Here is a 24,230-nt window from a genome sequence, read left to right on the forward strand (position 1 = left end):
ATGTAAAAGACAAACCGATTTCTCAATTTCGAGAAGCCGGTTTGCCTTTTTTAAACGGTCGATTATTTACTGCTTACTGTCTGCCCAGTTTTTGCCCAGTTTGAATTGATAAACTTGCGGTTATTTGCATTAGCAAAAATAAAAAAATAGCCCAAATACCTGATATAAAGGCATCTAGACTATTTAAAGAACTACTTGCAGTTACTATCTATGCCTCAGGTGGGATTCGGACCCACGACCCATGGTTTAGAAGACCATTGCTCTATCCAGCTGAGCTACTGAGACAATAACACGCTTAATTATAAATAAGAAGAACTGGCGTGTCAACGACATTTCATTTTAATGACTGATTGCATCACTATTGTGCAACATCTTTATTTTACGTTCGGTCCAAGCTGCGTTTGATAAATCGCGATAAAATATCTGCGTACCACAAGAATGGCATTTTTTTGCGCCAAAAACTAACTCTTCTTGACAAACTGGACAAAAGAATTTCGTATCTGTTTTTTCAACGTTTATTTCTGAGGTAGCGTCATCGTTTTTTGATTCATGACTTGGCATTTAGTTCTCCTTTGGGGTGACATGTAACAGTGCGTAAAGCCGATCCAGACTTTCGAAGCGAGCGGCAACTAATTGTTCAGTAATACCATGCTTCATCAATGAGTATAAATTAACTGGTTCTTCCGCCCAAATCTCACTGATGAAATTTAATAATTCACCAACGGATAAAGTAGTCGGTTGGAAGTTAAGCCCAGCATCCTGCTTTATTGTTAGCCATTTTTTAGCGTAATGTTGACAAATCTCGGTTCGTTTCGGAAAATTCGTGACATAATGATCAAAATCAGTGACAATCGTTGGATCAACTGCCGTATAAGCCTGAATAAATTCAGATAAGAAATCCTGGTAACGAGGCCATTGCCAATTACCATCTGCGAGCTGTTTCATTTTTTACAACCTCTTTTAATTAAAATAACCTGCTCACAGTATAACAAATTGTTTGTAACTTGTCGGCCTATAATTAATCGACCAAATTTAAGGTACACAAAAAGAGGCCAAGACAAAAGTCCTGGTCTCTGACTATTTCTAATCATTACGGAACGTGCGCCAAAAGTCTGAGTTCACGTGCCTAATCCAAAATCAACTTTTGTCCCACTCCTTAAACAAAACCACCAAAAGTATTTTCAAAATCAACTTTTGGTTCTGGATTAACAACCACTAGCTCATTATTAACAAATTCATTAATTCCTAAATGACCAAGTTCACGGCCATACCCCGAATTTTTAACACCACCAAATGGCAATTCTGGCAACGTTCCAAAATACGTATTTACGAAAACTTGACCAGTTTCAATTTGTGACGCAATCTCTGCCCCATGCTTAGGATCGCCAGCAAAAACAACCCCACCTAAACCATAATCAGAATCGTTGGCTAATTTAATTGCAGCTGCATCATCTTTAACCTTATAAACCTGTGCAACTGGACCAAAAAATTCAGTGAAGTATGCTGGATTGTCCCGCGTAATATTAGTTAAAATAGTTGGCTCAAAAAAGTTCCCAGGATGATCAATTGGTTGGTTCCCGTATTCAAGTGTTGCACCCTTAGCAATAGCATCATCTACTTGCGTTTGAAGCTTTTCCTTAGCGCTAACTGTACAAAGTGGTGCCAAAGTTGTTGCATCATCCATTGGGTCGCCCCACTTAACTTGCGCGAAGCTCTTCTTTAAAGCAGCCAAAAATTCATCGTAATGATTTTCAGTAATAATAAAACGCTTAGATGATGTACAAACTTGCCCTGCGTTGTAAAGCCGCGCCGAAGTAGCAACTTTGTTGACTTCCTCTAGATTAGCATCTTCCGCGACGATAAATGCATCACTGCCACCTAATTCTAACGTGCTCTTTTTCAAGTTCTGTCCAGCCTCGGCGGCAACCTTTTTACCAGCCCTTTCGGAACCTGTCAAAGCCACGCCATGAATCCGCTTGTCGGCAATCACATTAGAAACCTGATCATAACTGATGAAAAGATTGGTACAACTGCCATCAGGTACCCCAGCATTACGAACTGCTTCTTCAAATGCTGCCGCAGAGGCTGGTGTATTGCTAGCGTGTTTATAAACAACTGGATTGCCTACCGCAAAATTAGGTGCGAAAACCCGCATTAACTGGTAGTATGGAAAATTCCACGGTTCAACCATCATTAACGTGCCAATTGGGTGTTTTTCTTCTCGCGCATCACCGGCTGAAGATTTAATTGTCTGTGGCCGCAGCATTTCTTCACCATGATCCGCATAATATTGCGCAATTGCGGCACAAATGGCTACTTCGCCTTTTGCTTCGCTAAGCCGTTTACCCATATCAATTGTAAGAATCTTTGCCAATTCATCCGTATGTGCCGTAAAATAGTCACTCACCGCGTGTAATAGAACAGTTCGTTCCTTAACCGGTTGATTGCGCCACTGATGATAAAGCGCATCGGCCTTACTGAGTACCTTTTCAACGTATGCGTCATCATGATTCGGGTACGTCTTTACCAATTCATTCGTATATGGGTTAATTGTTTTATATGCCATTTCTGAGTACCTCCTAATTGTACTTTAATTAATACTAATTCTTAGAGACTACTCTACCATTATTCACTCCTTTTTTGCAAGTGCTTTCATTAAACTGTTTATTGTTTAATTTTAAACTAGACCAATTTCAGGTACCGATACCGCGATTGCTTACAATCACATTTTTATTAAACGATTGTTACTGCCTCGATAAATTATTCGTTTTTAATGCTATTCTTACTTACTTTCTTAACTTGATTAGTGTCGCTTAATATTTGGTAAGACGATTACAGGTCGAATAACGTTAAATTATCTAGCAAACATCATTGCAAAATCTAGATAACCTTTTCAACTGCCCCTTTCGCTTTTATTTGCTTGTTACCATAATCTTAACCATTATTTTTGACTTCTACATTAATAGCCCCGTATACTAAAGTTATTAAGGTAAGCCTTTACAATAAGGAGGGTAAATGATGAAACAAACTTTTCTTGTCGCTGTCGATGGTTCAAAAGCAGCGTACACCGCATTTCAACGCGCAGTTGAATTGGCCAAGACCGTGCAAGCAACACTCACTATTCTTTACGTTGTTAATGACCGCGGTTACCTTGCCGAACGTTATCACGATACATTCTTACACTTAGTTGATCAGGAAACTAATCTGGCAACTGAACTGGTCGCAGATTATACAGAGGAGGCACAAAAGGTTGGCCTAGAACAGATTGAAACAAAGGTTGTTTACGGCTATCCAAAAGAACAAATCGTAACGTTAACTGAACAGTTGAAATTTGATTTATTATTTATTGGCGCTACCGGGAACAACGCCTTTGAATCTGGTAAATTAGGCTCGACTGCCACTTACATTGCCCAGAACGCCCACTGTAACGTCACAATTATTAAGGAGTGATATTATGGCCCACTGGCTAACGATTGGAATTAGCGTCTTAATTATTTGGTTCATTGCGTTTATTCTTTACCGAATTACCAGCACAACTGGCGCTAGGTACCTAATTTGGCTACTTGCTATCCTGTTACCCGTCCTCATTTATATATTTTTTCATTAAGGCGGATACTTTTGTGGACGGAAAAATTCTAACTACTTTTTTAAATATTTTCTAACATTGTTCAACCAAAAAATTTCGTAGGGGTACAACTCAGTTATGAACTATAATTGAGTTGTACCATTTTTTATTTTTAGAAAGAATTACTCGATTAGCATACAGGAGGCCTATGATGAAAATTAATCAGTTTGCTCAAATAACCGTTCCGCAAGAGACTATGGTACAGGAATTATTAGCGATTAAATTTATTGACGTTAATTTTTTTAAACATCCCTTACGCGATAATCTAATTCACTTTTTTAACCAAGTTTTTCCTGATTGCTATACGTTAACGACCAAAAAGGCGGCCCGTGCGAATCTATTAGCGACTTCAGCTTTCACAGTTGCTGCTCTATTGGACCAAGACAAACCATTTAATAACCAAATTTTTTATAATATCGCCTTACAACTCCTTGGTTTCCATCCAGAAACCGACTACAAACTCAACTCCCCACTTGAATTTATGCGCCGGACTCAACTGTCCTTTAATGAACCGGCTATTTTTGATAATCAGGCACTTTTAGCGAACAGCTATTTGTTATTGACTACCCACACTAAGTTTGGCGTTACTTTTCTTGACGACCTAGCTAACCGTGGCTATTTCAAAGATTTTCAATCAAAAGAAAACCCCCAACCAATGATTTTTAACGGTAAAATGCAGCCGGTTTTCGATCCTAACCAAGTCGTTAAGGAAGTTGTTTACGTTGAATCCAGTCTGGATACTGATCAGGATGGTCACCGCGATTTACTTGAGACAACTATTTTTCGGCCGCAAGAAACCAATCATGGCCTAAAAATGCCCGTTTTATACACTGCTAACCCTTACTACAAAGGAATGAACGATGTTACGGACTACCTGCACTCAGTTGATCAGAATATCAGTCCCAAAACACCTACTAAGACAACTTATCCTGATATTAATTACAGCGAACCAACCACTAAATTGCCAGCTGAAAGAACTGTTAATAGTGAGAGCCAAACGGCAGAACGTTATGCCGATGAACCAAGTTTTTATTCATTAAATGATTATTTTTTGCCTCGGGGTTTCGTTAACGTTTACGCGGGTGGTATCGGCACACGTGGATCTGATGGCATTCGAACTTGTGGTTCCCCTGCCGAAACCGAATCCACCATCGCTATCATTCAGTGGCTGCATGATGATCGAAAGGCATTTACCAACAGAACTGATGGTATCGCAATCAAGGCCTGGTGGTGTAACGGTAACGTTGCAATGACGGGTAAGTCTTACCTGGGAACCTTAGCTACGGCGGCCGCAACCACTGGTGTTGCCGGACTTAAAACCGTTATTTCAGAGGCGGCCATTTCCAGTTGGTACGATTATTATCGAGATAATGGGTTAGTCATTGCACCTATTGATTGCCAAGGAGAAGATACTGATGTCCTTGCTGAATTGTGTTTTTCCCGACAAAGGGATGCTGGTGACTACAACAAAGTAAAAACTATTTTCCAGCAAAATCTTGCGGCTTTGGCTAAAGGTCAAGACCGCGTCACCGGAAATTACAATCATTTTTGGGATGAACGTAATTACCGACATAATCTGAACAACGTAAAGGCCGATATGGTAATGGTTCACGGGTTAAATGATTGGAACGTTAAGCCACGAAATGTTGAAAAACTTTGGGCCGGTTTACGGGGGCAAAAAATCAGTCGTAAATTATTCTTACACCAAGGTAAACATATTTACATGAACAACATGCCCTCCATTGATTTTACGGACATGATGAATCTTTGGCTAAGCCATGAACTCTATGGCGTGGCCAATCACGCTAAAGAGATCTTGCCTAACGTCACAATTCAAGATAATCTGACTCCAGAAACCTGGACCGCCCAACATGATTGGTCACGAATTGATCAAAAATTGACACTTTATCATCTAACAACTAAAAATTTAACTACCACGGAACCAACTTCAGCAGCCAGTCTAAGTTTTAAAGATGACGGCCTGGAACAATTTAAGCAAGCTAATGGTGATGAGCATCTTTGGCAGCAACAATTATTAAGTACGGATGGCCCCTACCAAAATAATCGAATTTGCTTAAAAACAACACCGTTTAAACAGGCACAAATAATTGATGGTAAACCAACCGTTACTTTACAGGCCGCAGTGGACCAACCAACTGGGCTTTTAAGTGTAATGTTGGTCGATTATGGTGTTGCTGATCGCCTGACTGAGGTTCCTACCGTTTTAGAACGATCGGGTTATAAACTTGGCTATAACTGGAAGAGTGACGACCTAGTGGAATTTACGCCACAACCAGAAACAACACCCTTTAAAATGATAACTAAGGGCCACATCAATCTACAAAATCGGCAGCAATCATTTAAAAATGAGGAAGTTATCCCAAACGAGTTCTATACCGTTCACTTTGAACTTCAACCGACTCATTTCCATTTGGCTGCTGGTCACCAATTCGGGCTTGTTGTTTATGCAACTGATATGGGCATGACGTTGCGTTCCTCGATTAAGGCCAACTACATTTTGGATTTAAATGCTAGCCAATTAGAAATACCTTTTAGAAAATAAAACTGCTGGGTTGCCTTAAGTACTGGAACTGCTTTTCAAACACATTCACACCAATTAGTCGGCAGGTGGAACAAGAAGCTCTAACCTCTGACTATTTCCGATCATTACTCTAGAACGTGGGCTAAAAATCTAAGTTCATGTGCCTACAGCCAATCCAATAATCAACTTTTGTTCTACTCCTAAACACGGCCTAGATTTGCTCGACTGTACTCCTGTAAAAATTACCCTAAACAATAAAAAAGTGCGACATAATTGTTAGATTTATTTTAACAATTATGCCGCACTTTATATTAATAACCTAAATTATAGTGTCTAATAAAGCTCAAGGTATTGATCACGTTCCCATTGCGAAACAACCTGGCGGTACGAAGCCCATTCCAAGCGTTTGCTTTCAAGGAAGCTCTGATAAAGATGTGGTCCGAGTGAAGACTTTAATACCTCATCACCCTGCAAAACCTTTAACGCAGTATGCAACGTTGATGGCAAATCAATAATGTGGTTTGCCTCTCGTTCATCATCATTCATCCGGTAAATATTGCGGTCAACTGCTGGCTGTGGTTCAGCCTTTTGCCGAACACCATCTAAACCAGCCTCCAGCATTGCAGCAATAACCAAATATGGATTAGCAGTTGGATCGACACTACGCAACTCCAAACGGGTTGACAAGCCCCGTGATGCAGGTATTCGAACTAGTGGTGAACGATTTTTACCTGACCAAGCCACGTAAACTGGTGCTTCAAAACCAGGAACTAAACGTTTGTAAGAGTTAACGGTTGGATTGGCAATTGCCGTTAATCCACGGGCGTGACTTAACAGACCAGCCAAGAAATGGTAAGCGTCCTCTGATAGCTGCATCTCACCTTTTTCATCAAAGAAAGCGTTCCCTTTATCATGGAACAAAGACATATTCATGTGCATACCAGAACCGTTTATACCATCCAGTGGCTTTGGCATAAAGGTTGCATGCAAACCATGCTTACGGGCAACCGTTTTAACAATTAGTTTAAAGGTCTGGATCTTATCCGCCGCAGCCAAAGCATTAGAATATTTAAAATCAATCTCATGTTGGCCAGGTGCAACCTCATGGTGACTGGCCTCAACTTCAAAGCCCATATTTTCCATCTCAAGAACAATATCCCGCCGACAATTTTCACCTAAATCAACAGGGGCAAGATCAAAGTAACTACCTTTATCATTAAGATTCAAAGTTGGCTGACCTTTATCATCTAACTTAAACAAGAAGAATTCTGGTTCAGGCCCAATATTGAAATCAGTAAAACCAGCTTCACGCATTTCGTCAAGAACGCGAATCAAATTATTTCGTGGATCGCCCATAAATGGTGTGCCATCAGTATTATAGATCCGGCAAATCAAGCGGGCAACCTTCCCGTGTTCAGAACCCCACGGAAAAATCATCCAAGTATCTAATTCTGGATATAAGTACATATCACTTTCTTCAATGCGAACGAAACCGTCAATTGAAGAGCCATCAAACATAATCTTATTGTTCAATACCTTTTCTAGTTGATTAACCGGAACTTCAACGTTTTTTATAATTCCGCCAATATCAGTGAACATTAAACGGAGAAATTGAACATTTTCATCCTTAACAATCTGACGAATCTCATCTTTTGTGTAGTTAACTTTTGCCATCATATTGCTCCTTATATTAATTTACAGAGGCCTGTGCGTATGAAAAAGAGTTGTTGAACCCTGATCTTCGTTAGTTAAGCGCCCAGCCTGTAGTAATTCATCATGGAAAATTCGGCGAACATCTTCATCTGTGACCGGTTTTTTCAGATCGGCCTGCTTCTTCTGTTTCGCGACTTCTTTCATGTCATAAATATGTTTAATTCCGGCCATATTTATGCCTTCTGCCAAATAGTCCTTTATTTCCAATAAAACATCAATATCATTCAATGAATACATTCGTCGGTTTCCGTCGTTTCGCTTCGGGTGAATTAAATCTTGCTCTTCATAGTAGCGAATCTGACGTGCGGTAAGATCAGTTAACTTCATCACTGTACCAATTGGAAAAACGGATAACGAACGTCGCAGCTCTTTCTCTTTCATAGCGACCCTCCTTTAGACAAATCCATCATAACAAGGCCAAAACTATTTGTCAATAACTTATGTTATGTTTTATAACATAGGCCAATGATAACGGCCAGACCAATCTGTCCAAAGTAGAATTAGGATCTTTTATACTCACTAGTACATCGTAGCCATCACTGCCAAAGCTTTTAGCTAATTTTTAGAATTTTGAAGTTTAGCTGAAACAAGACAGAATTAGTTAGATGCCATGCCGGTGCGCGAGGATAGAACGCGTGGCGGTTTGGAACCTAACCAGCCCCGCCTACGTCTAATTTAGACTAAACATGATAGCCACGTTCCACTAGGCCTATTTGTAAAAATCAAACGTCAATCATAAAATAAAACTTTACTTAACTGTCTTTTCGGTAAAAAAAGTTTCGTTAGCTGCCGAAGTGATGGCCAATTTAACGTGTTCAAACGTTAACCCACCCTGTAAATAAAGTGTATATGGTAGCCGCAAGGGTCCGTCCGCCGAAAGTTCAACGCTGGCCCCTTGGACAAAAGTTCCAGCGGCCATAATAATCTCGTCTTCATAGCCGGCCATAGCTTCGGGGATTGGTGTTACGTATGCATCAACTGGCGAATACTTTTGAATTGCTGCCGCAAATTTAGTCATTGGCTCAGCTTGGCCAAAATTAATTGTTTGAATTAAATCAGTTCTTGGCGCATCCCATTTAGGCTGAACATCCAAACCCATTTTTTCTAATAATGCCGCAGCGTAAACGGCACCTTTAATTGCTTCACCAACAACATGTGGCGCCAAAAAGAAGCCTTGAAACATATCACCCATCGTGTTCAAAGTTGCTGATTCACTGGCGCCAATTCCAGGAACAGTTAAAGCGTAGCCCGCCTTTTCAACCAATTTCTGGTCACCGGCGATGTACCCACCAGTTTTTGCTAATCCACCACCCGGATTTTTAATTAACGAACCGGCCATTAAATTAGCGCCAATCTGTAACGGCTCAGTAGTTTCAGAAAATTCGCCGTAACAATTATCTACAAAAATGATCACATTCGGTAAAATCTGCCGAACAAACTTGATCATTGCGGTGATTTGTTCGATTGTAAAACTATCACGAATGGCATAGCCACGGGAACGTTGAATGGCAACTACCTTAGGCTTCTTCGCTAATTTCTCTTTTACAACCACCTTGTCCATCTGGCCATTTTCTTGAAGTGGTGCGTAATCAAAATCAATTCCAAACTCCGCTAGTGAACCAATTTTATTCCCGGCAATACCAATCACTTCTTGTAGGGTATCATAAGGCTTGCCAGTGATGTAAAGCAACTCATCCCCTGGTCGTAATAAGCCGAAAAAGGCCGTCCCAATCGCATGGGTTCCCGAAACGAATTGTGGGCGCACAATTGCGGCCTCACCGCCAAAAACATCAGCGTAGATTGCATCTAATTGATCCCGCCCTTCATCATCATAGCCGTAACCATTAGTGCCCGTGAAACTATCCATCGAAACGTGGTGTTCACGAAAGGCCGTTAGAACCTTTTCCTGATTAGTTAAAACGTTATCCCTAATTTGTTCAAACCGTGGCTCAACCTGTTGGTCAACCACTTTAACGAATGACTGCAATTTTGGATCTAATTTGTCCAACCAACTCATTTAAATCACTCCTTATTTAAAAAGTTTTTGACGGCTTGCTTAATTTGCGGTAAATCTTCTGGCCTGGTAACCAAATCATACCAGTGAACTGGTAATTGATTTCGAAAAAAAGTTAACTGCCGCTTGGCGTAATGACGCGAATTCTGTTTGACTTTACTTACTGCTGTTGCCAAATCACATTCCCCCGCAAAATAAGGGAAAAACTCCTTATACCCAATTCCCTTACTGGCCTGAGGAGCTATATCCTGTCGCTTGTACAACCATTTGGCTTCTGTCAGCAACCCTGACTGCATCATCAAATCAACCCGCTGATTAATTCGCTGATAAAGTAATTCCCGTTGCGTTGTCAGTCCAATAATATATGGTTCGTAACTTGTATTTATTTGATCTGTCTGCGCCGAAATTTGTTTGCCTGTCAGCGTATAAACCTCCAACGCTCGAATAATCCGCCGTGTATCCGCCACCGGAATCCGTTTGGCCGCAGCTGGATCAACCTGGGTAAGTCGATTCCATAAGGCCTGATTACCCTCTTGCTCAGCCATTAAACTTAATTGCTTACGTAAGGTTAAATCTTGGGCGGATCTAGCACCGCCTAACTGGTAACCGCGTAATAAAGATTGCAAGTAAAAGCCCGTTCCACCAACCACAAATGGCTGCTGCTTGCGGGTAATAATTTGCGTAATTTCTTTAGCAGCTAACTCTGTAAAATCGGCAACCGTGAAGCGTTGGTCAACATTACAAATGTCCAATAAGTAGTGCTGAACACCGGCCATTTCTTGCGGCGTTACTTTCGCCGTTCCAATATCTAAGTGACGGTAAACTTGCATTGAATCGCCAGAAATAATTTCACCTGAAAAGACCTGCGCTAAATTAATTCCTAAGGCCGTTTTACCAACTGCTGTCGGACCAACAATTAAAATTAGTTTCTGTTTAGGCATTCTTTCCACACTCCTGTTCCCGAATTGCCAACGCTTCTTTCGGGTAATCAGTGAATAGGCCCGCAAACTTAGCTTGAAAACAGTATTTTAAATCAGAAACCGTATTAACCGTCCACGGCCGAATCGCTAGACCAGCAGGAATTGTTTTTAAATGGCGCCTAACCCAGGCTAACTTTGGGTGCCAGGCCGCAATTGTTCCGGCATTAGTTAATTTTCGCGTTTGGCGACTTGAATACTTAAATAAACTTGCTAAGTGAGCATTCGGTGCGGAAAGCTTTAACTGCGCCAATGAAGTTAAATTGAAGCTTGAATACAGTACTTGATAAGTATGTTTACGCTGAGTCATCGCCTGGATCACTTTTTGCTCAATTCCAGGATAGTCCGTGTGGTCTGTCTTTATTTCCAAATTAAATACCCCAGTAAAGTGCTGTTGATCCAGTAAATTGAGTACTTCTGGTAAGGTAGGAATCCGTTCACCCACAAATTGTGGTTCAAACCAGCTACCAGCGTCCAGTGCTTTTAGTTCAGCTAATGACAATTGCTTAATTGCACCACGACCATTAGTCGTTCGATTAACCTTCTCATCGTGCATGATGATTAGGGCGCCATCGCTACTACACTGCACGTCGGTTTCAATTCCATCAGCGCCATCAGCTATTGCTTGCTGAAAACTAGCCAGTGTATTTTCCGGACAGCTTCCCTTACTACCTCGATGAGCAAAAATAAGCGTCACTTGATTACCCCCTATCAGAAATTCAACTAGCCACTGACTTTAAGGACATATTGCCCAATAAAATTAAGTTCTCGGGCTAAAAAAAATTAACCACTTTAATCACTAAAAAAGCCCTGATTTATAAAGTTAGCTGGTCACTAAACCGACTTTATAATCAGTGGCTCTTTAAACATGTTTCTTGCTCTTAGTCTTGCCATCCCAATTTTGATAACCTTTTTTTAACCAATAAAGGTTACGGTAGCCTTTACGGTATAATTTGATTGCAGCCCGTGTACTTAAAGTTCGACCCTGATCATAAAGATAAATGGGTAAATCAGCCCGAAGATCAGTATACCGCTGGGTTAATTGCGAATAAGGTAAATTTCTGGCACCTAAAATATGCCCAGAATCAAAATCCTTAGGCTCGCGTAAATCCACAATTTGGGCCTTACGCATTCCTTTATTAAATACTTCTTCCGTAATTTCCTTACCAACCCGGCGTCTTTGGATGTAGAGATAAAGTTGGTTCCCTACCCAATAAACAACGAACAGAATAATAATTACGTTAAAAATAAAACTAGCACTAATTGCTGCACCTAAAGTCATTTCAACAAACCTCCCGTAAATCACGCGTTTAGTTACTAAACGCCACAATCACTATTTTCACACAAATCCGGTCGATTGACTAGTGGCAAAATAAAAACTGACCAAAAATTATGAATTTTAAGCGTTCACCCTATCAAAGCAGGTCATTATTTTCTTAATTTCAGTTCACTCTAATTCCCGAAGAATATTATTCCAGAATTCGTTTTAAATATTTTATCCACCAGATAAAAAGCGTAACGCATTACTGTTTACTTATTAATTGATTGGACTTGGGCCTTGTTTGGAAAATATCTTTATTAGTATTTCCGGACTAATTTGTTATAGACGTATTTGGAAGTGCAGGTTCTTGCGTTTTTCAAGCCTTCCCTAAATAAATTTAAATGTGCACAATTTAAACGTCGACGGTTAATTTAGTCACAAAAATACGGAATAACAAGTAGCTCGTTTTGATTGGCCAATCATCTGAATAGTTTGTTTTCCAAATTTTCAGTAACCTTAAGCCAAGAGCAGCACACTCATTATTCCGTTCCTAAAACGCTATTTTACAAACTGGCTAGCCAATGAAGCAGCACCAATAACACCAGCCTCATTACCTAATTCCGCCAGCTTAAGCACAGATGTGTCCCGAACTTGGGGGAACGTATAAAGATTGAAATATTTTTGAACACGGTCAAGTAAAAATTTACCAGCTGCCGAAACACCGCCACCAATAACAATATATGAAGGGTTCAATGTGTTAGCAACGTTTCCTAACGCTAGTCCTAAGTAACGAGAGACCTTGTCAACAACCATTAATGCTAATGGATCATTTGCTTTAGCAAGATCAAAAACAATCTTAGAACTAATCTCTTCGCCATCATCTAATTTTTGTTTCAAACTAGAAGTACCCGCGTATTCTTCTGCCATATCTCGGGCAACACGAACAACACCAGTGGCCGAAGCAACCGTTTCAAGACAGCCCTTTTTACCACAATTACACAAGTAGCCATTAGGGTCAATTGTGATGTGGCCGATTTCACCGGCAGAGCCAGCAACGCCGTGAAGTAAATGACCGTCAGCGATAATCCCACCGCCAACACCAGTTCCTAAAGTAACAAAGGCCACATTTGCGTCATTTTCGCCGGCACCTTTCCAGCGTTCACCTAGTGCGGCCACGTTTGCGTCATTATCAATTGCAAACGCAATCCCAGTACCCTTTTCAATTTCTCGCTTAGCCTGTTGCAGTGTCTTCCAATTTAAGTTGAAGGCACCTATAACTGTTCCGGCTTTTCGATCAACTGTACCTGGTGAGCCCATTCCAATCCCCGCAAATTGATCCGCGGACATCTCGAACAAATCCAAATGATGATTAATCGAATCAATAATATCGGGAATTATATGGCTACCTTCATCTAAAATGTTAGTATCAACACTCCAGCGTTGTTGAATATCTCCCTTAGTTGTCAAAATGGCAAACTTGATGGTCGTACCACCTAAGTCAACACCGATTAGCTTTTTTTTATCCATAATCGTACTAACCTCCGTTATTCTTAATCTGCTCGCGTCGTTCTTCAATTCGATGCTCGTGTTCTAAAACTAGCTTGGCCCGCATGTACGTATCATGATCCAGTACCCCTGCTTCGTGTAAATGATCGAGCTCAAGTCCCATCAATTCAATGTCCCAGATTCGCTTACCAACATAAACGTAAATATTAAATTTTTTTAGTAACTGCTGAACATCATAGAGTGTTTTCATTAGCCACAACCTCACAATTATACATAGAAATACTAATGATTAAAACCCAGATTTAGAAAAAATCCGGCCGTGACGATAAATATCACTAGGCTAATAATTCGTCGTCCACGTAACGTACCACCAATCCTTGGTACACCAACAATATTTGCGATTAAAAAGCCACCTAACAGGCCACCCACGTGTCCTGCTAGATCGATTCCTGGTGCAAATAAATCAAAAGCGAGATTTAAAACGATAAAGAGTCCAAATTGGCGACCAACTGCTCGGATGGCCTGATTATTACGAAAGGCCTCCATCAGCATAAAGAAGGCACCAAACAAACCAAAGATGGCAGTGCTTGATCCGGCTGATAGATTGGGGCTAAACACAAAACTAGCAATATTACCGGTAAAACCACTTAATAGATAAATTACTAAAAAGCGCCAGTGACCAAACACACCTTCAATTTGCTCCCCAATATAATACAACGTGACGGAATTAACCGCCAAGTGCATTAAACCGATGTGCAAAAACATTGGTGTAAACAGCCGCCACCACTCACCCATCTGAATTAATTGGTCAACTTTAGCCCCAAAAGAAACCAGAACATTAGTATTCGTACTGCCCCCGGCTAAAGTCATTAGGCCAAAAACTACCACTTGAATGATTAATAATAGATAAGTGACGTACGGGCCATTTTTAAATTCGTTAAATATTCGTTCCAACTACTCACCTAACCTTTTGTAAAAAACTCCTGAACTTTAACATCAAACGCTTCTACCGGCCACGTCGGTTCGGTAAAATACTGCGGTGGCAATACTAGGCTAACCGTATTTTGCGGGTGGGCCGCCAGATATCGATCGTAATAGCCGCCACCAAACCCTAAGCGTACATGTTTAGTGACTGAGAAAGCCACTCCAGGAACTAAAAATAGATCAAATTTATCATTTATAAGTGCTTGATTATAAATCGGCTCCAACAAACCGAATTTACTTTTAACTAATTTAGTCGTTGGCGTGTAAGGTAAAAACACCATTTGCCGTTTTGGCATAACCCGGGGGATATACACACTTTTTCCTAATTGCCAACAAATATCAATCAATGGCTTAGTATCTAGTTCAATTGTTTGGCTAAAGGTTAACGCAATTTTTTGGGCCGCTTTAAAAGTAGTACTTGTCGTTAATTGCCGAATTAAGTCAGCCGCAGCAACCTTTTTATCAACAGTCCCAGCATAATCACTTAATCGTTTAAGTTGCGCTGAACGAATAGTTGTCTTAGTCATAAAAATTCCCCCTACAAAAAAACAACAGGAACTAACCTGTTGTTATTTCGTTTCACGATGTAACGTAACTTTCCGTTCATTTGGGCAATACTTATTAAGTTCCATCCGGTCAGGATTGTTACGTCGGTTTTTACTTGTTAAATAGTTGCGGTGATGGCATTCTGTGCATTCCATCGTAATATTGACACGCATATTTTTGACCCTCCCTGATATTTCATTATTAACGCTATTCTCAAACGAGTACTATCTTATCATTTTTTCATGCTTCTGACCAGTCTTTTTAACAATAAATGTTAAGCAAATCTCCTTGACAGCTAAATTATACCTAATTTGGCATTTTTCCAAGTACTTCACTCAACCGCCAAATTAAAAGTATCAGCAAATAGATGATGATGACCCGCCAAATACTTGACCAAGCCAACATTGCTTGCACATACAGTACCCGGCCCAGTTGCCGATACAAAAATAAACCGATAAAAAGAATTACTGTGGATGCCAACGCCTCAAACAACCACCGGTACCGCTTGACTAACCCTTTATTTTTCGTCAATCACCACGCGCATCCCTTCCGGAACATTCTCATAAATCCAGCGTGCATCAGGAACCGATAAGCGAACGCAACCGTGGGAAGCGGCGGATTTACCTAATTTAGCCGCCTCGGCCAAATTATAATTACCATTTTTATCTGTCGGTACCGTGTGGAATAGATAAACTCCGTGATCCTTCCATGACACCCAGTAATGGGCACCTTCTCCTGAAGCAGCATTATAGAAAAAATCTCCCCGCTCTTTTTGAATTGCAAAAGTGCCGGTTGGAGTGCCTCCCTTAGTTCCAGTTGAAGCATACATTCGATACAGTCGCTTATTACCATCCATAATGTAAACCCGCTGCTTTTTAATTGCCACTCTAATCCATGCATTTGGGTGTTCTGCTAAGTTTGGGTACGGTTTAGTTTCGGACGGTTTACGCCAATCAATTTTGACGGTCTTCTTTTTTGGTACAACTTGTTTTTTAGTTACAGTTTGCTTCTTAGTTATTTTTTTATTGACCACATTTGCATTGGTTGGCTGCTCATTTGGTTGCATTAAATGGTAACCAACATTAACAATAATTGTTAAACCTAAAAGCATAACAACAATTTTAAGCATTTTTTTAAATCTTTGTGTCATGTTTTACTCCCCATTAATTATTTCGCTACTTCCTTATTGTCACACAAAAATACAAGTAAACCAACTAGCGTGCTGCCTGACCCGCAAACGCCATTTGGTAGCGGACATGACTTTTACCGCCACCATCCGAAATGACCTGCAGTTGGAATGGCACTTGCTCTTGTAGTTCTTTAACGTGGCTAATAATACCAATCATTCGATTTTTACCTTCAATTGTTTCCAAAGCCGTCATGGCCATTTCTAACGCTTCTTCATCTAAGGAACCAAAGCCTTCATCGATAAACAAAGCATCAATTTCAACACTACCCGTTTCATTTTGAATCACTTCACCTAAGGCCAAGGCAAGAGCCAAAGCCGCAATAAAGCTTTCCCCGCCAGAAAGTGTATGCACGCTTCTTAAAGCACCAACATTATCATCGTAAACGTCAATTTCCAAACCAGAATGATTACGGTGAGTCCCTGTAGTTTCGTGTAATTGTAGCTGATAACGCCCGTTGGTTAACGGCGATAAACGCTGATTAGCTACAAGTAAAACTTCAGTTAAATAAGTTTGTAAAACATAACGTTCTAAACTTACCTTGTTTTCACCATCACCGTTAGCAACGTTGGAGAGTTGATTCAACTGGGCCAATAACTGTAAACGCGATTTTTTAGCCGCTAAACACTGGTTAATCTTTTTCAGTAACTTTTCGTTAGTTTGCTGATTAGCTTCTGATTGATAAAAATGAGCACTGCTTGCCGTAACCTGTTCTTCTAGCTTAGCCAATTGTTGTTGTAACTTCTCTAAATCTGGACGTGGTCGGCCATCAATTAACCCATTTAGATGATCTAATTGAGTTTGCTTTTGTAGCCGTTGGTCATGAAAAGTCTGTAAGGTCTGGCGCTTTTCATCCAAAGTCGCTAATTTTGCTAACAGTTCCTTAAACTGCTGCTCGGGCCGATCAGTCCACCGCGATCTTAAGGCTTCTGTCACCTGTTGCTGCAGTTTTGCAACCTTGTCCTTTAACTGCTGCAATTGTTGCTTGTTTGCCGTCATCGTTGCTTTTAACGCAGCTAATTGCTGATTTGCAGTATCCTTAGCCGTTGTTGCGCGATTAAAGTCAGCCGCAAAAGCCGTAATTTGCTGTTCTAACGATTCTAAATGTTTCTGTAACTCTGATTCATCTGAAAATTGCACCGGAACTTGTTCTTGCAAGGATTGTTGTTTTGTTGTTTCTTTAACTAATTGCTGGGCACTGATCTGCTGCTGTTGCTGCAATGCCATTAGGTCAGCTTGCAGTCCCTGTATTTTTTGATTGAATTGTTCTACCAAAATTTGTTGTTTAGAAAGACGTTGCAGCTCTTGTTCCAACTCTTTTTTTTGCATTTTTAAGGCAGAAATCTTTTTGGTTAGTAAAGAATCAAAATCGGTTAAATTTGTATCTAAATTCACACCGGATAGCGTATCCTGGCTGGCACTTAGTAATGATTGCCGTTTTTTTTCTAATTTTCGCTTGGCCTGTTTTAGCGTAACTGTTCGCTCACTAAATTCAGTTTGCCGTTGAGCCAATTTTTTACGCTCTTGAGTCAATTTAGTCTCTGCCTGCTGAACCTCCGCCTCACTAATCAGTGTACTCGTGAGCGCTGGGGCCGGTTTGGGATGATCAACTGCACCACAAACCGGACACGGCGTTCCAGGCAGCAATGATTGGCTCAATCGAGCAATTTGCGCTTGAGCCCACTGGCTATTTAACTGCTGATATGCCTGCTTTGCCTCAGAGACCTGTTTTTCTGAATGGCTTGTCTGATTACCAGTCGTAACCAAATCTTGCTCGTTTTTAACCAATTTCTGCTTTTCGATCCTTAAATCCTCTAACTCATCACGCCAATTTAAAAGTATCGTTTGTTGGCCGGCGATTGTATCTAACTTGGCAGTAACCACAGGCTGATTTGCTAGCTGCTTGTTTAAATTTTGCTGTTGTTCCTCATTATCACTTAATTGTTGCTGCTTTTCATCTACCGCTGTTTGTAATTTGATCTGTTTTTCCTTAAGCTGCGCTACTTGCTTCGTTCCAAGGGTCACTTTTTGATAGAGTGGCCGTAATTGTTGCATTTTATCCAATTCATGCTGTCTTTCTTGTTGCTCCGCTTGCTTAGTCGTTAAGGTCCCAAACGTCGCATTAGTCGTTTTAGCAACTAATTGTTGTTCTTCAAACGCGGTCAACTTTAACTGAACCTGTTTTTGCAACTTGGCTAGCTCTGCCTGACTTTGCTCAAGTTGTTGGACCTTAGGTCGTTGCGTCTTGGCCCATTCAAGACTAGCTATTTCACTGGTCAACTGTTTCATTGCTGGCTTCTTTTCAGTTAAGGCCGCTAAGTCCTTTTTTAAAGTAACCGTCTGTTGTTGCCAATCACTCAGTTGGCTCGCTAACGCTGTTTGATTTTGGATCAATTGAACAGCTTGTTTTGCTTGCTCTAATTGCCGTTTTTGCTGCTCAATTTGTACTTTTAACTGGGCCTGTTGTTGCTTAGCAATTTGTAAAACATCGTCAATTGGCAGGCCGGCTTGTGGCTGCTCAAAATCAGGTTGCCAAATTAGCTGTTGCTGTAACGTCTCAATTTGCTCTTGGGTTTGAAGCAGATCCTTTTGTTCACTGTGCAGTTTAGTCTTCATCATCTGTGCCCAATCAGCATAGAATTGGGTGTTAAATAAACGGCGCAAAACTTTTTCCTTATCATCACTGGTAGCGGTTAAGAATTGGCGAAATTCACCTTGAGGTAACAAAACAATCTGTGAAAACTGATTGGCGTCTAATTGCAATAAGTCCTGAACGTACTCCTGCACCTTTTTTGCCTTGGTTAATTCTGTTAACTCTTCATCTTTTTTAAAAACGCTTAGGCTAACTTTGGCCGGCTGTTGTCGAAAACCCCCGCCACGCTTTTTGGGAACAGTTTGTTCTGGCTGCCGGCAAATTCGGTAACGTCGCTGCCCGTGGGTAAACCAAAAAGTAACCTTGGTCTGGGCATCAGTTGCGGCAAAATTAGACCGCATTGCTGCACCATCACGATCGGCCCCTGAAGTTTGATTAAAAAGTGCGTAACACATTGCATCAAAAATGGTTGTTTTACCACTGCCAGTTTTGCCACTAATCAAAAAAACCGGCGTTTCGGTAAATTTTGTAAAATCAATTGTTTCATGTTCGTAAGGCCCAAAGTTTTCTAATAATAATGATAGTGGTTGCATTAGTTGTCTTCCCTCTGTTCTTGACTTGCCTTCAACATTTTTGTTGCCCACTGCTGCTGCTGCTCGGTCAATTGGTCACCAGTTACATCATTAAAATAATTGGCTAATAAAGTTAAGGGATCTAACTTACGAATTTGGCGTTTCATCTGTGGCCTTACCACTGGCCCAGCAGCCCGGGTTAAACTAACAATTCGCGGATAAATTTTTCTTAACTCCTGCATTACGTTAGGAATAACCTTTTGATCAGTCAATTGAATTGCAAGAAAATCATCACGTTGTTGCGCCTTATAAAAAGTAGAATCACTCAGCTCCGCAAAACTTGCCTTTAGGACTCGAACATCATGCAACGGTTTTAAGGCGTGGAAAACAACCTGATCAAACTCAGTATCCACGATCCAGACCCCTTTTTCTTGTTCGGCCTCGGAAATTGAAAACTTAACTGGTGAGCCACTGTACCGAATTTTTTCTGAATGTAATGCATTCTTACTATGCAAATGGCCCAAGGCGACATAATCAAAATCCGTTAATAAAGTTAATGGTACTGCATCTAGTCCACCGACAGTGAGTTTAGTTTCTGAATCAGTTGTCGAACTGCCAGCAGCAAAGAAATGGGCAACTAAAACGTGCTTCTTATTAGGTATAAATTCAGACTTCATTTTCTTAACCACAAACTTCATTGCGGTTGAAATTTGATGAATATCATCTTCTTCAAAATATTGCCGAGCAGCAAATGGTTCAAAATAAGGTAATAAAAAAAACTGCGTGTTACCAATTTCGATGGGTCTAAACGCTGCCGCTAATGTCGTCCGCAAATAAAATTGTGTTGCTGAATACCACGGACTTCCCGTTGCTAACCGAGTAGCACTGTCATGATTACCGCTGATTGCTAAAACTGGTAATTTCTCGGTTAAATTCAATCGCTGTAACATCGCATTTAACGTTTTAACTGCCAATTCACTTGGTTGCGCACGATCGTAAAGATCACCAGCAATCACAATTGCATCAACGTGTTCTTCTTTTGCCAATTGCACAATTTGCTCGTATGCAAATTGTTGCTCCGCCAATAAATCATAACCGGCTAATTTTTTTCCAATATGCCAGTCAGCCGTGTGTAAAAAACGCATTTAACTCCCCCCAAAAAACTCAAATATCTGTTGCAACTATACAATTGACGCTTTATTAAAAAAGTGTTTAAAAGTGCCATTTTGCCAAAAATTCACTAAAATTTATTTTGAATATCGCCAATATTTTTCAACATTACCGAAATGGTTCCGTCTGGATTATTCACAAATTCAATTTGGTCTTTATCTTGGTAGATTGCCATTGGAATAATTAATTCAATGCCATTATCCAGTTTCAAACGCTGCTTGCTTAATTTACGGTCAAAATTACGCGTCAAGTCCTCTTTTTTTGCAGGAACGGCCTTCTGGGCAACCTTTTCCGTAAAAGCCTTTTTGGCCGGCTCATTGTCCTTAAATACCTGATCAGCAACGTAGTCCACATCTAACGTACTAGTATCACTTAGACTATCAAAAATTGCTTGTTTAGTTTGGGAACTTGTTTCAAAGTCATCCTGTGTAAATTCGGCGGCAACAGTCTTAGCCGTCTCACCAACCGTTTTAACACTTTCAGTTAATGTTGGCTTGGTCGTTAGGCCTAAATAAATTTTTGAAAAATAGGCCTGCTTTTCACCATCAACGGCAAACACCTTAGAAGCGACATAATAGCGGCGCTGCGCCTTTGTCATCAAGAATCCGTCATCAATTTTATGACTGCTACTAGGTAATACGGACTGGTTTAAAATAATTTGATTGGCCACTTCCTGTTCATCATAATTTAAAAAATGTACGAAATTTTGGCCGTGGTTTAGCTTAAACAGGCCACAATAATCTTGTTCCGCCTCGGTCACGTCCACAACTAAAAAATCAGCACGGGGTATTTCTGCCTGGGGTGCAATAAAATCATATAATTCTTGCGTCAATTGCTGACTTTTAGCCAAAAAATTATCATCACTTAATAATAAGGCAGCCACTGGACTATCATCGGGAAATAGGCCAGTTTGAACATCGCGCTTCAGAAACCGCTTTGTGACTTGTTCAATATACTTGGCCACTCCTGGATCATTTAAATCTAATTCACGTTGGGAATAATAAATGGTGCCCGTCTCTTGGTCGGTAATGTGTAATACAGCATGATTAATTTGCATTCTTAAATTCTCCCTTATTTCAACTAAAATAAAAACCGAACTACCTTTAAAAGATAATTCGGTTTTAAAGCCTACTGTGTTGTCGTTGTCGTTGCTGTCGTAGAAGACGTGCTCGTGGTTGTACTTGAACTACCAGAACTTGTTTTTTGACCATTTAATTTGAAATAGTCGGTAAACATCTTTTGCGCAACATCGATATTATAGTTCGATTCATCCGCACTATTAGCCATATCCGGGAAAACAACCGCAATTGCAATCTGTGGATTATTCGATGGTGCGTAACCAACAAAACTTAAGGTCAAAGTTTCTGGTGGATTGGCATCATTCGGTTTAGATGAATCATAGTAGAATGTTTGGGCCGTCCCCGTTTTTGCGGAAATAGATGGCGTTACACCCTTCAATTGGTGTGCCGTACCCCAAGCCATTGAACCATGCGTTACATTATACATACCTTCTTTAACCACATTGAAATAAGATTGAGGCGCGTTAATTCGATTAAGAACCTTTGGTGTCGTGATTGACTCAGTTTGACCTAATGAACCATTCTTATTCGTTCCACGAATTGACTGGACTAAATAAGGTTGCATCCGCGAACCGTTATTAGCAATTGTCGAAATATATTGTGCCAACTGGATTGGCGTGTACGCATCATAGTTACCATAAGCTAAATCTAGGGATTTAACGACGTCGGTTGTTGGCCCTTCATAGCCACTGGTTTCACCCGGTAAATCAACCCCAGTTTTAATGCCAAGACCAAACTGATTAAAATAACCACGTTCAGTTTTAAAGATTGATTTAGGCATATGGAAGTATGAATTAGCCTCATACTTTGCGTTACCTTCCTTCATCGCAAGCCGCATCATGTAGATATTTGAGGAAACCTCCAGGGCTTGTGGAGCCGTTAGCGAGCTATAAGTGCCAGCAGGATAAACAGCTTTCTTAACCAAACCACCAGAGAAATAAATTGGTGAATCAGGCAAGGTATTATTACTTGGTGAAATTGCCCCATTCATTAGGCCGCCCATGACGGTAGCACCCTTAACCGCAGATCCCATAACAAAGTTACGATTAATCGTACCCAGTGCATCATCAGTGGTTTTACCTGTTTTAGGGTTGTTATGAATTCCAGACATGGCCAAAATAGCACCCGTCTTTGGATTCATTGCAACGGCGTAAGCACCATCTGAATATTGAGTTGCTCCGGCCGACTTAGCCGTATTAAAGACACTCTTTAATGTAGCGTCAACTTCCTTTTGGTAGGCAGAATTAACTGTTAATTCTAAGTTGCCACCCTTTTCACCGGAGAAAATCTTTTTCGTATTTAAAATCTTATTATTCGCATTAACTTCAACTTGAGTTTGCGACTTAGTTCCTTTCAAAACTGGTTCATACTCTTGTTCTAGGTAACTAGTTCCAACTCGATCATTCCGTGAGTAACCCTGGGCCAAGTATTCATTAACCTTATCGCTTGGTAGACCTTGTTTTTCAGTAGAGACACTACCTAAAATACTGCGCATTGAATCACCATCTGGATAAGAACGTTCCCAATCATTGCTAATATTAACTCCTGGTAATTCAGTAAGGTGTTCACTGACTTGAGCGACTTCTTTTTCAGTTAAATTACTATTTTTAACGTAAACCGTTGATAACTGATAGGCACCACTCATTGTTTTATAGATCTGAGCGGCCTGAAGTTGCTTATTAGTAAACGCCAGATCCTGCTTACTAACAGCGGCAACTTCCTTTTTATAGAGTGTTTTTTCGTTTGGCGTTTCACCATTAGTGCCCTGGGTTTCAGATTTAGGCAAACTAGCGGCAACCCGCTTTAAGTTCTTAGAGTTCGCCAAATAATAGTCAGCCTTATCCCGCCGCGTTAAATTACTCGTACTGACGGAAATGAACTGACTCAAACGATTTGCAGTTTTATAAATATCTGAAGTTAAAACATCCATGCCTTTAGTGTAGCTAATAGCATTTTGAGCCTGATTACCAACTAATACTCGTCCCTGAGAATCATAAATCATTCCTCGGGGCACGCTTCCAGTAACGACTGTTTTATCAGTGCGATCAACCTCTGACTCAAACTTTGAACCATAAAGGATTTGTAGGTAGCCTAATTGCGCAATCAATGCTGCAAAAAGAATAAAAACAATAAATAACAAGAAATTCAAACGGAACGGAATACTTGATTGATTTCGTCCCGGCCTTTTTGATCTGCTTCGCAAAAATTTCACTTGACCTTGCTCCTTAAAATCGATCCTGTAAAAGAAATTGTTTCAAAAACAAATACGCTTTTTGAAACACTTCTCATTTAATTAATCTTCAAATTAAATTTGCCACGCGTTTTTAACGTAACATCTTTTATCTCGCAACACTTCTATCATGTTAGCATAACCTTTTGGCTTTTGAAAGAACGCAAATTTAAGATTCAGTAAAAATTAAGCAACTCATTTTTAAATCTTAGGAGTCTTTAAAAAGCGTTA

Annotated in this window: 23 protein-coding genes and 1 tRNA gene; 3 read left to right on the forward strand and 21 right to left on the reverse strand. The window is 40.4% G+C overall.

All coding sequences use genetic code 11. The annotated features are described in order from the left end of the window. Positions 1-211 precede the first annotated feature (211 nt). The 4 genes from EKM98_RS06270 to EKM98_RS06285 form a co-directional block, all read right to left on the reverse strand. A tRNA-Arg gene (locus EKM98_RS06270) sits at positions 212-285 on the reverse strand. A 54-nt stretch (positions 286-339) separates the two neighbouring features. Beyond that, positions 340-561, reverse strand: coding sequence for a DUF2089 domain-containing protein (locus tag EKM98_RS06275; RefSeq protein ID WP_225418537.1), 222 nt, complete (start codon positions 559-561; stop codon positions 340-342). Beyond that, a complete protein-coding gene (locus EKM98_RS06280; protein ID WP_225418538.1) occupies positions 562-945 on the reverse strand; it encodes a hypothetical protein in 384 nt (127 codons plus the stop codon). A gap of 211 nt (positions 946-1,156) precedes the next feature. Next, complete coding sequence (locus EKM98_RS06285) at positions 1,157-2,566, reverse strand: NAD-dependent succinate-semialdehyde dehydrogenase (protein WP_125981348.1); 1,410 nt, start codon at positions 2,564-2,566, stop codon at positions 1,157-1,159. Positions 2,567-3,015: 449 nt separating this feature from the next. Between EKM98_RS06285 and EKM98_RS06290 the strand changes: the two genes are divergently transcribed. From EKM98_RS06290 to EKM98_RS06295, 3 genes are all read left to right on the forward strand, one after another. Continuing rightward, positions 3,016-3,450 (forward strand): universal stress protein, encoded by a 435-nt coding sequence (locus tag EKM98_RS06290; RefSeq protein WP_125981350.1) that lies wholly within the window; start codon positions 3,016-3,018, stop codon positions 3,448-3,450. Between the two features lie 4 nt (positions 3,451-3,454). Beyond that, entirely contained in the window at positions 3,455-3,607 is a 153-nt protein-coding gene (locus EKM98_RS12060; protein WP_164512664.1) for a hypothetical protein, read from the forward strand. Positions 3,608-3,776: 169 nt separating this feature from the next. Continuing rightward, positions 3,777-6,188 (forward strand): Xaa-Pro dipeptidyl-peptidase, encoded by a 2,412-nt coding sequence (locus EKM98_RS06295; protein ID WP_125981418.1) that lies wholly within the window; start codon positions 3,777-3,779, stop codon positions 6,186-6,188. A gap of 312 nt (positions 6,189-6,500) precedes the next feature. Here the strand turns inward: EKM98_RS06295 and glnA are convergent, their stop codons facing one another. The 17 genes from glnA to EKM98_RS06380 all read right to left on the reverse strand — a co-directional run bounded on the left by glnA (position 6,501) and on the right by EKM98_RS06380 (position 23,981). Next, positions 6,501-7,841 carry a type I glutamate--ammonia ligase gene (gene glnA, locus EKM98_RS06300; RefSeq protein WP_125981352.1) on the reverse strand — a complete coding sequence of 447 codons (1,341 nt, stop codon included), beginning with the start codon at positions 7,839-7,841 and terminating at the stop codon, positions 6,501-6,503. Between the two features lie 21 nt (positions 7,842-7,862). Beyond that, positions 7,863-8,261, reverse strand: a complete 399-nt coding sequence (locus tag EKM98_RS06305; protein WP_125981353.1) for a MerR family transcriptional regulator — start codon at positions 8,259-8,261, stop codon at positions 7,863-7,865. A 367-nt stretch (positions 8,262-8,628) separates the two neighbouring features. Continuing rightward, entirely contained in the window at positions 8,629-9,897 is a 1,269-nt protein-coding gene (locus tag EKM98_RS06310; RefSeq protein ID WP_125981355.1) for a methionine gamma-lyase family protein, read from the reverse strand. A 5-nt stretch (positions 9,898-9,902) separates the two neighbouring features. Next, a complete protein-coding gene (miaA, locus tag EKM98_RS06315; RefSeq protein ID WP_125981357.1) occupies positions 9,903-10,835 on the reverse strand; it encodes a tRNA (adenosine(37)-N6)-dimethylallyltransferase MiaA in 933 nt (310 codons plus the stop codon). Continuing rightward, positions 10,828-11,568 carry a glycerophosphodiester phosphodiesterase gene (locus EKM98_RS06320; protein ID WP_225418539.1) on the reverse strand — a complete coding sequence of 247 codons (741 nt, stop codon included), beginning with the start codon at positions 11,566-11,568 and terminating at the stop codon, positions 10,828-10,830. The genes miaA and EKM98_RS06320 overlap by 8 nt, the downstream gene beginning before the upstream one ends. Positions 11,569-11,733: 165 nt before the next feature. After that, positions 11,734-12,153, reverse strand: a complete 420-nt coding sequence (locus tag EKM98_RS06325) for a rhodanese-like domain-containing protein (protein ID WP_068223761.1) — start codon at positions 12,151-12,153, stop codon at positions 11,734-11,736. Between the two features lie 537 nt (positions 12,154-12,690). Beyond that, entirely contained in the window at positions 12,691-13,659 is a 969-nt protein-coding gene (locus EKM98_RS06330; RefSeq protein ID WP_125981361.1) for an ROK family glucokinase, read from the reverse strand. Positions 13,660-13,666: 7 nt separating this feature from the next. Further along, entirely contained in the window at positions 13,667-13,888 is a 222-nt protein-coding gene (locus tag EKM98_RS06335; protein ID WP_125981363.1) for a YqgQ family protein, read from the reverse strand. A 32-nt stretch (positions 13,889-13,920) separates the two neighbouring features. Then, positions 13,921-14,592: a rhomboid family intramembrane serine protease gene (locus EKM98_RS06340; RefSeq protein ID WP_125981365.1), complete on the reverse strand. Its 672-nt coding sequence runs from the start codon at positions 14,590-14,592 to the stop codon at positions 13,921-13,923. Between the two features lie 8 nt (positions 14,593-14,600). Then, positions 14,601-15,149 carry a 5-formyltetrahydrofolate cyclo-ligase gene (locus tag EKM98_RS06345; protein ID WP_125981367.1) on the reverse strand — a complete coding sequence of 183 codons (549 nt, stop codon included), beginning with the start codon at positions 15,147-15,149 and terminating at the stop codon, positions 14,601-14,603. Positions 15,150-15,191: 42 nt separating this feature from the next. Beyond that, the gene (gene rpmG / locus EKM98_RS06350) at positions 15,192-15,341 is read right to left on the reverse strand and encodes a 50S ribosomal protein L33 (protein WP_075168921.1); all 150 of its coding nucleotides are present in this window, start codon (positions 15,339-15,341) and stop codon (positions 15,192-15,194) included. Between the two features lie 133 nt (positions 15,342-15,474). Next, on the reverse strand, positions 15,475-15,699 hold the full coding sequence (locus EKM98_RS06355) for a hypothetical protein (RefSeq protein ID WP_125981369.1): 225 nt from the start codon (positions 15,697-15,699) through the stop codon (positions 15,475-15,477). Continuing rightward, positions 15,686-16,318, reverse strand: coding sequence for a L,D-transpeptidase (locus EKM98_RS06360; protein ID WP_225418540.1), 633 nt, complete (start codon positions 16,316-16,318; stop codon positions 15,686-15,688). Before EKM98_RS06360 ends, EKM98_RS06355 begins: the two co-directional genes overlap by 14 nt. A 64-nt stretch (positions 16,319-16,382) precedes the next feature. Then, a complete protein-coding gene (locus EKM98_RS06365; RefSeq protein ID WP_125981371.1) occupies positions 16,383-19,541 on the reverse strand; it encodes an AAA family ATPase in 3,159 nt (1,052 codons plus the stop codon). After that, positions 19,541-20,665, reverse strand: a complete 1,125-nt coding sequence (locus tag EKM98_RS06370) for an exonuclease SbcCD subunit D (protein WP_125981373.1) — start codon at positions 20,663-20,665, stop codon at positions 19,541-19,543. Before EKM98_RS06370 ends, EKM98_RS06365 begins: the two co-directional genes overlap by 1 nt. Before the next feature lie 95 nt (positions 20,666-20,760). Next, complete coding sequence (locus EKM98_RS06375; protein WP_125981375.1) at positions 20,761-21,747, reverse strand: nucleoid-associated protein; 987 nt, start codon at positions 21,745-21,747, stop codon at positions 20,761-20,763. Between the two features lie 71 nt (positions 21,748-21,818). Next, positions 21,819-23,981 (reverse strand): peptidoglycan D,D-transpeptidase FtsI family protein, encoded by a 2,163-nt coding sequence (locus EKM98_RS06380; protein ID WP_125981376.1) that lies wholly within the window; start codon positions 23,979-23,981, stop codon positions 21,819-21,821. Positions 23,982-24,230 lie beyond the last annotated feature (249 nt).

This window comes from Loigolactobacillus iwatensis, assembly GCF_003950295.1.
Classification (GTDB): domain Bacteria; phylum Bacillota; class Bacilli; order Lactobacillales; family Lactobacillaceae; genus Loigolactobacillus; species Loigolactobacillus iwatensis.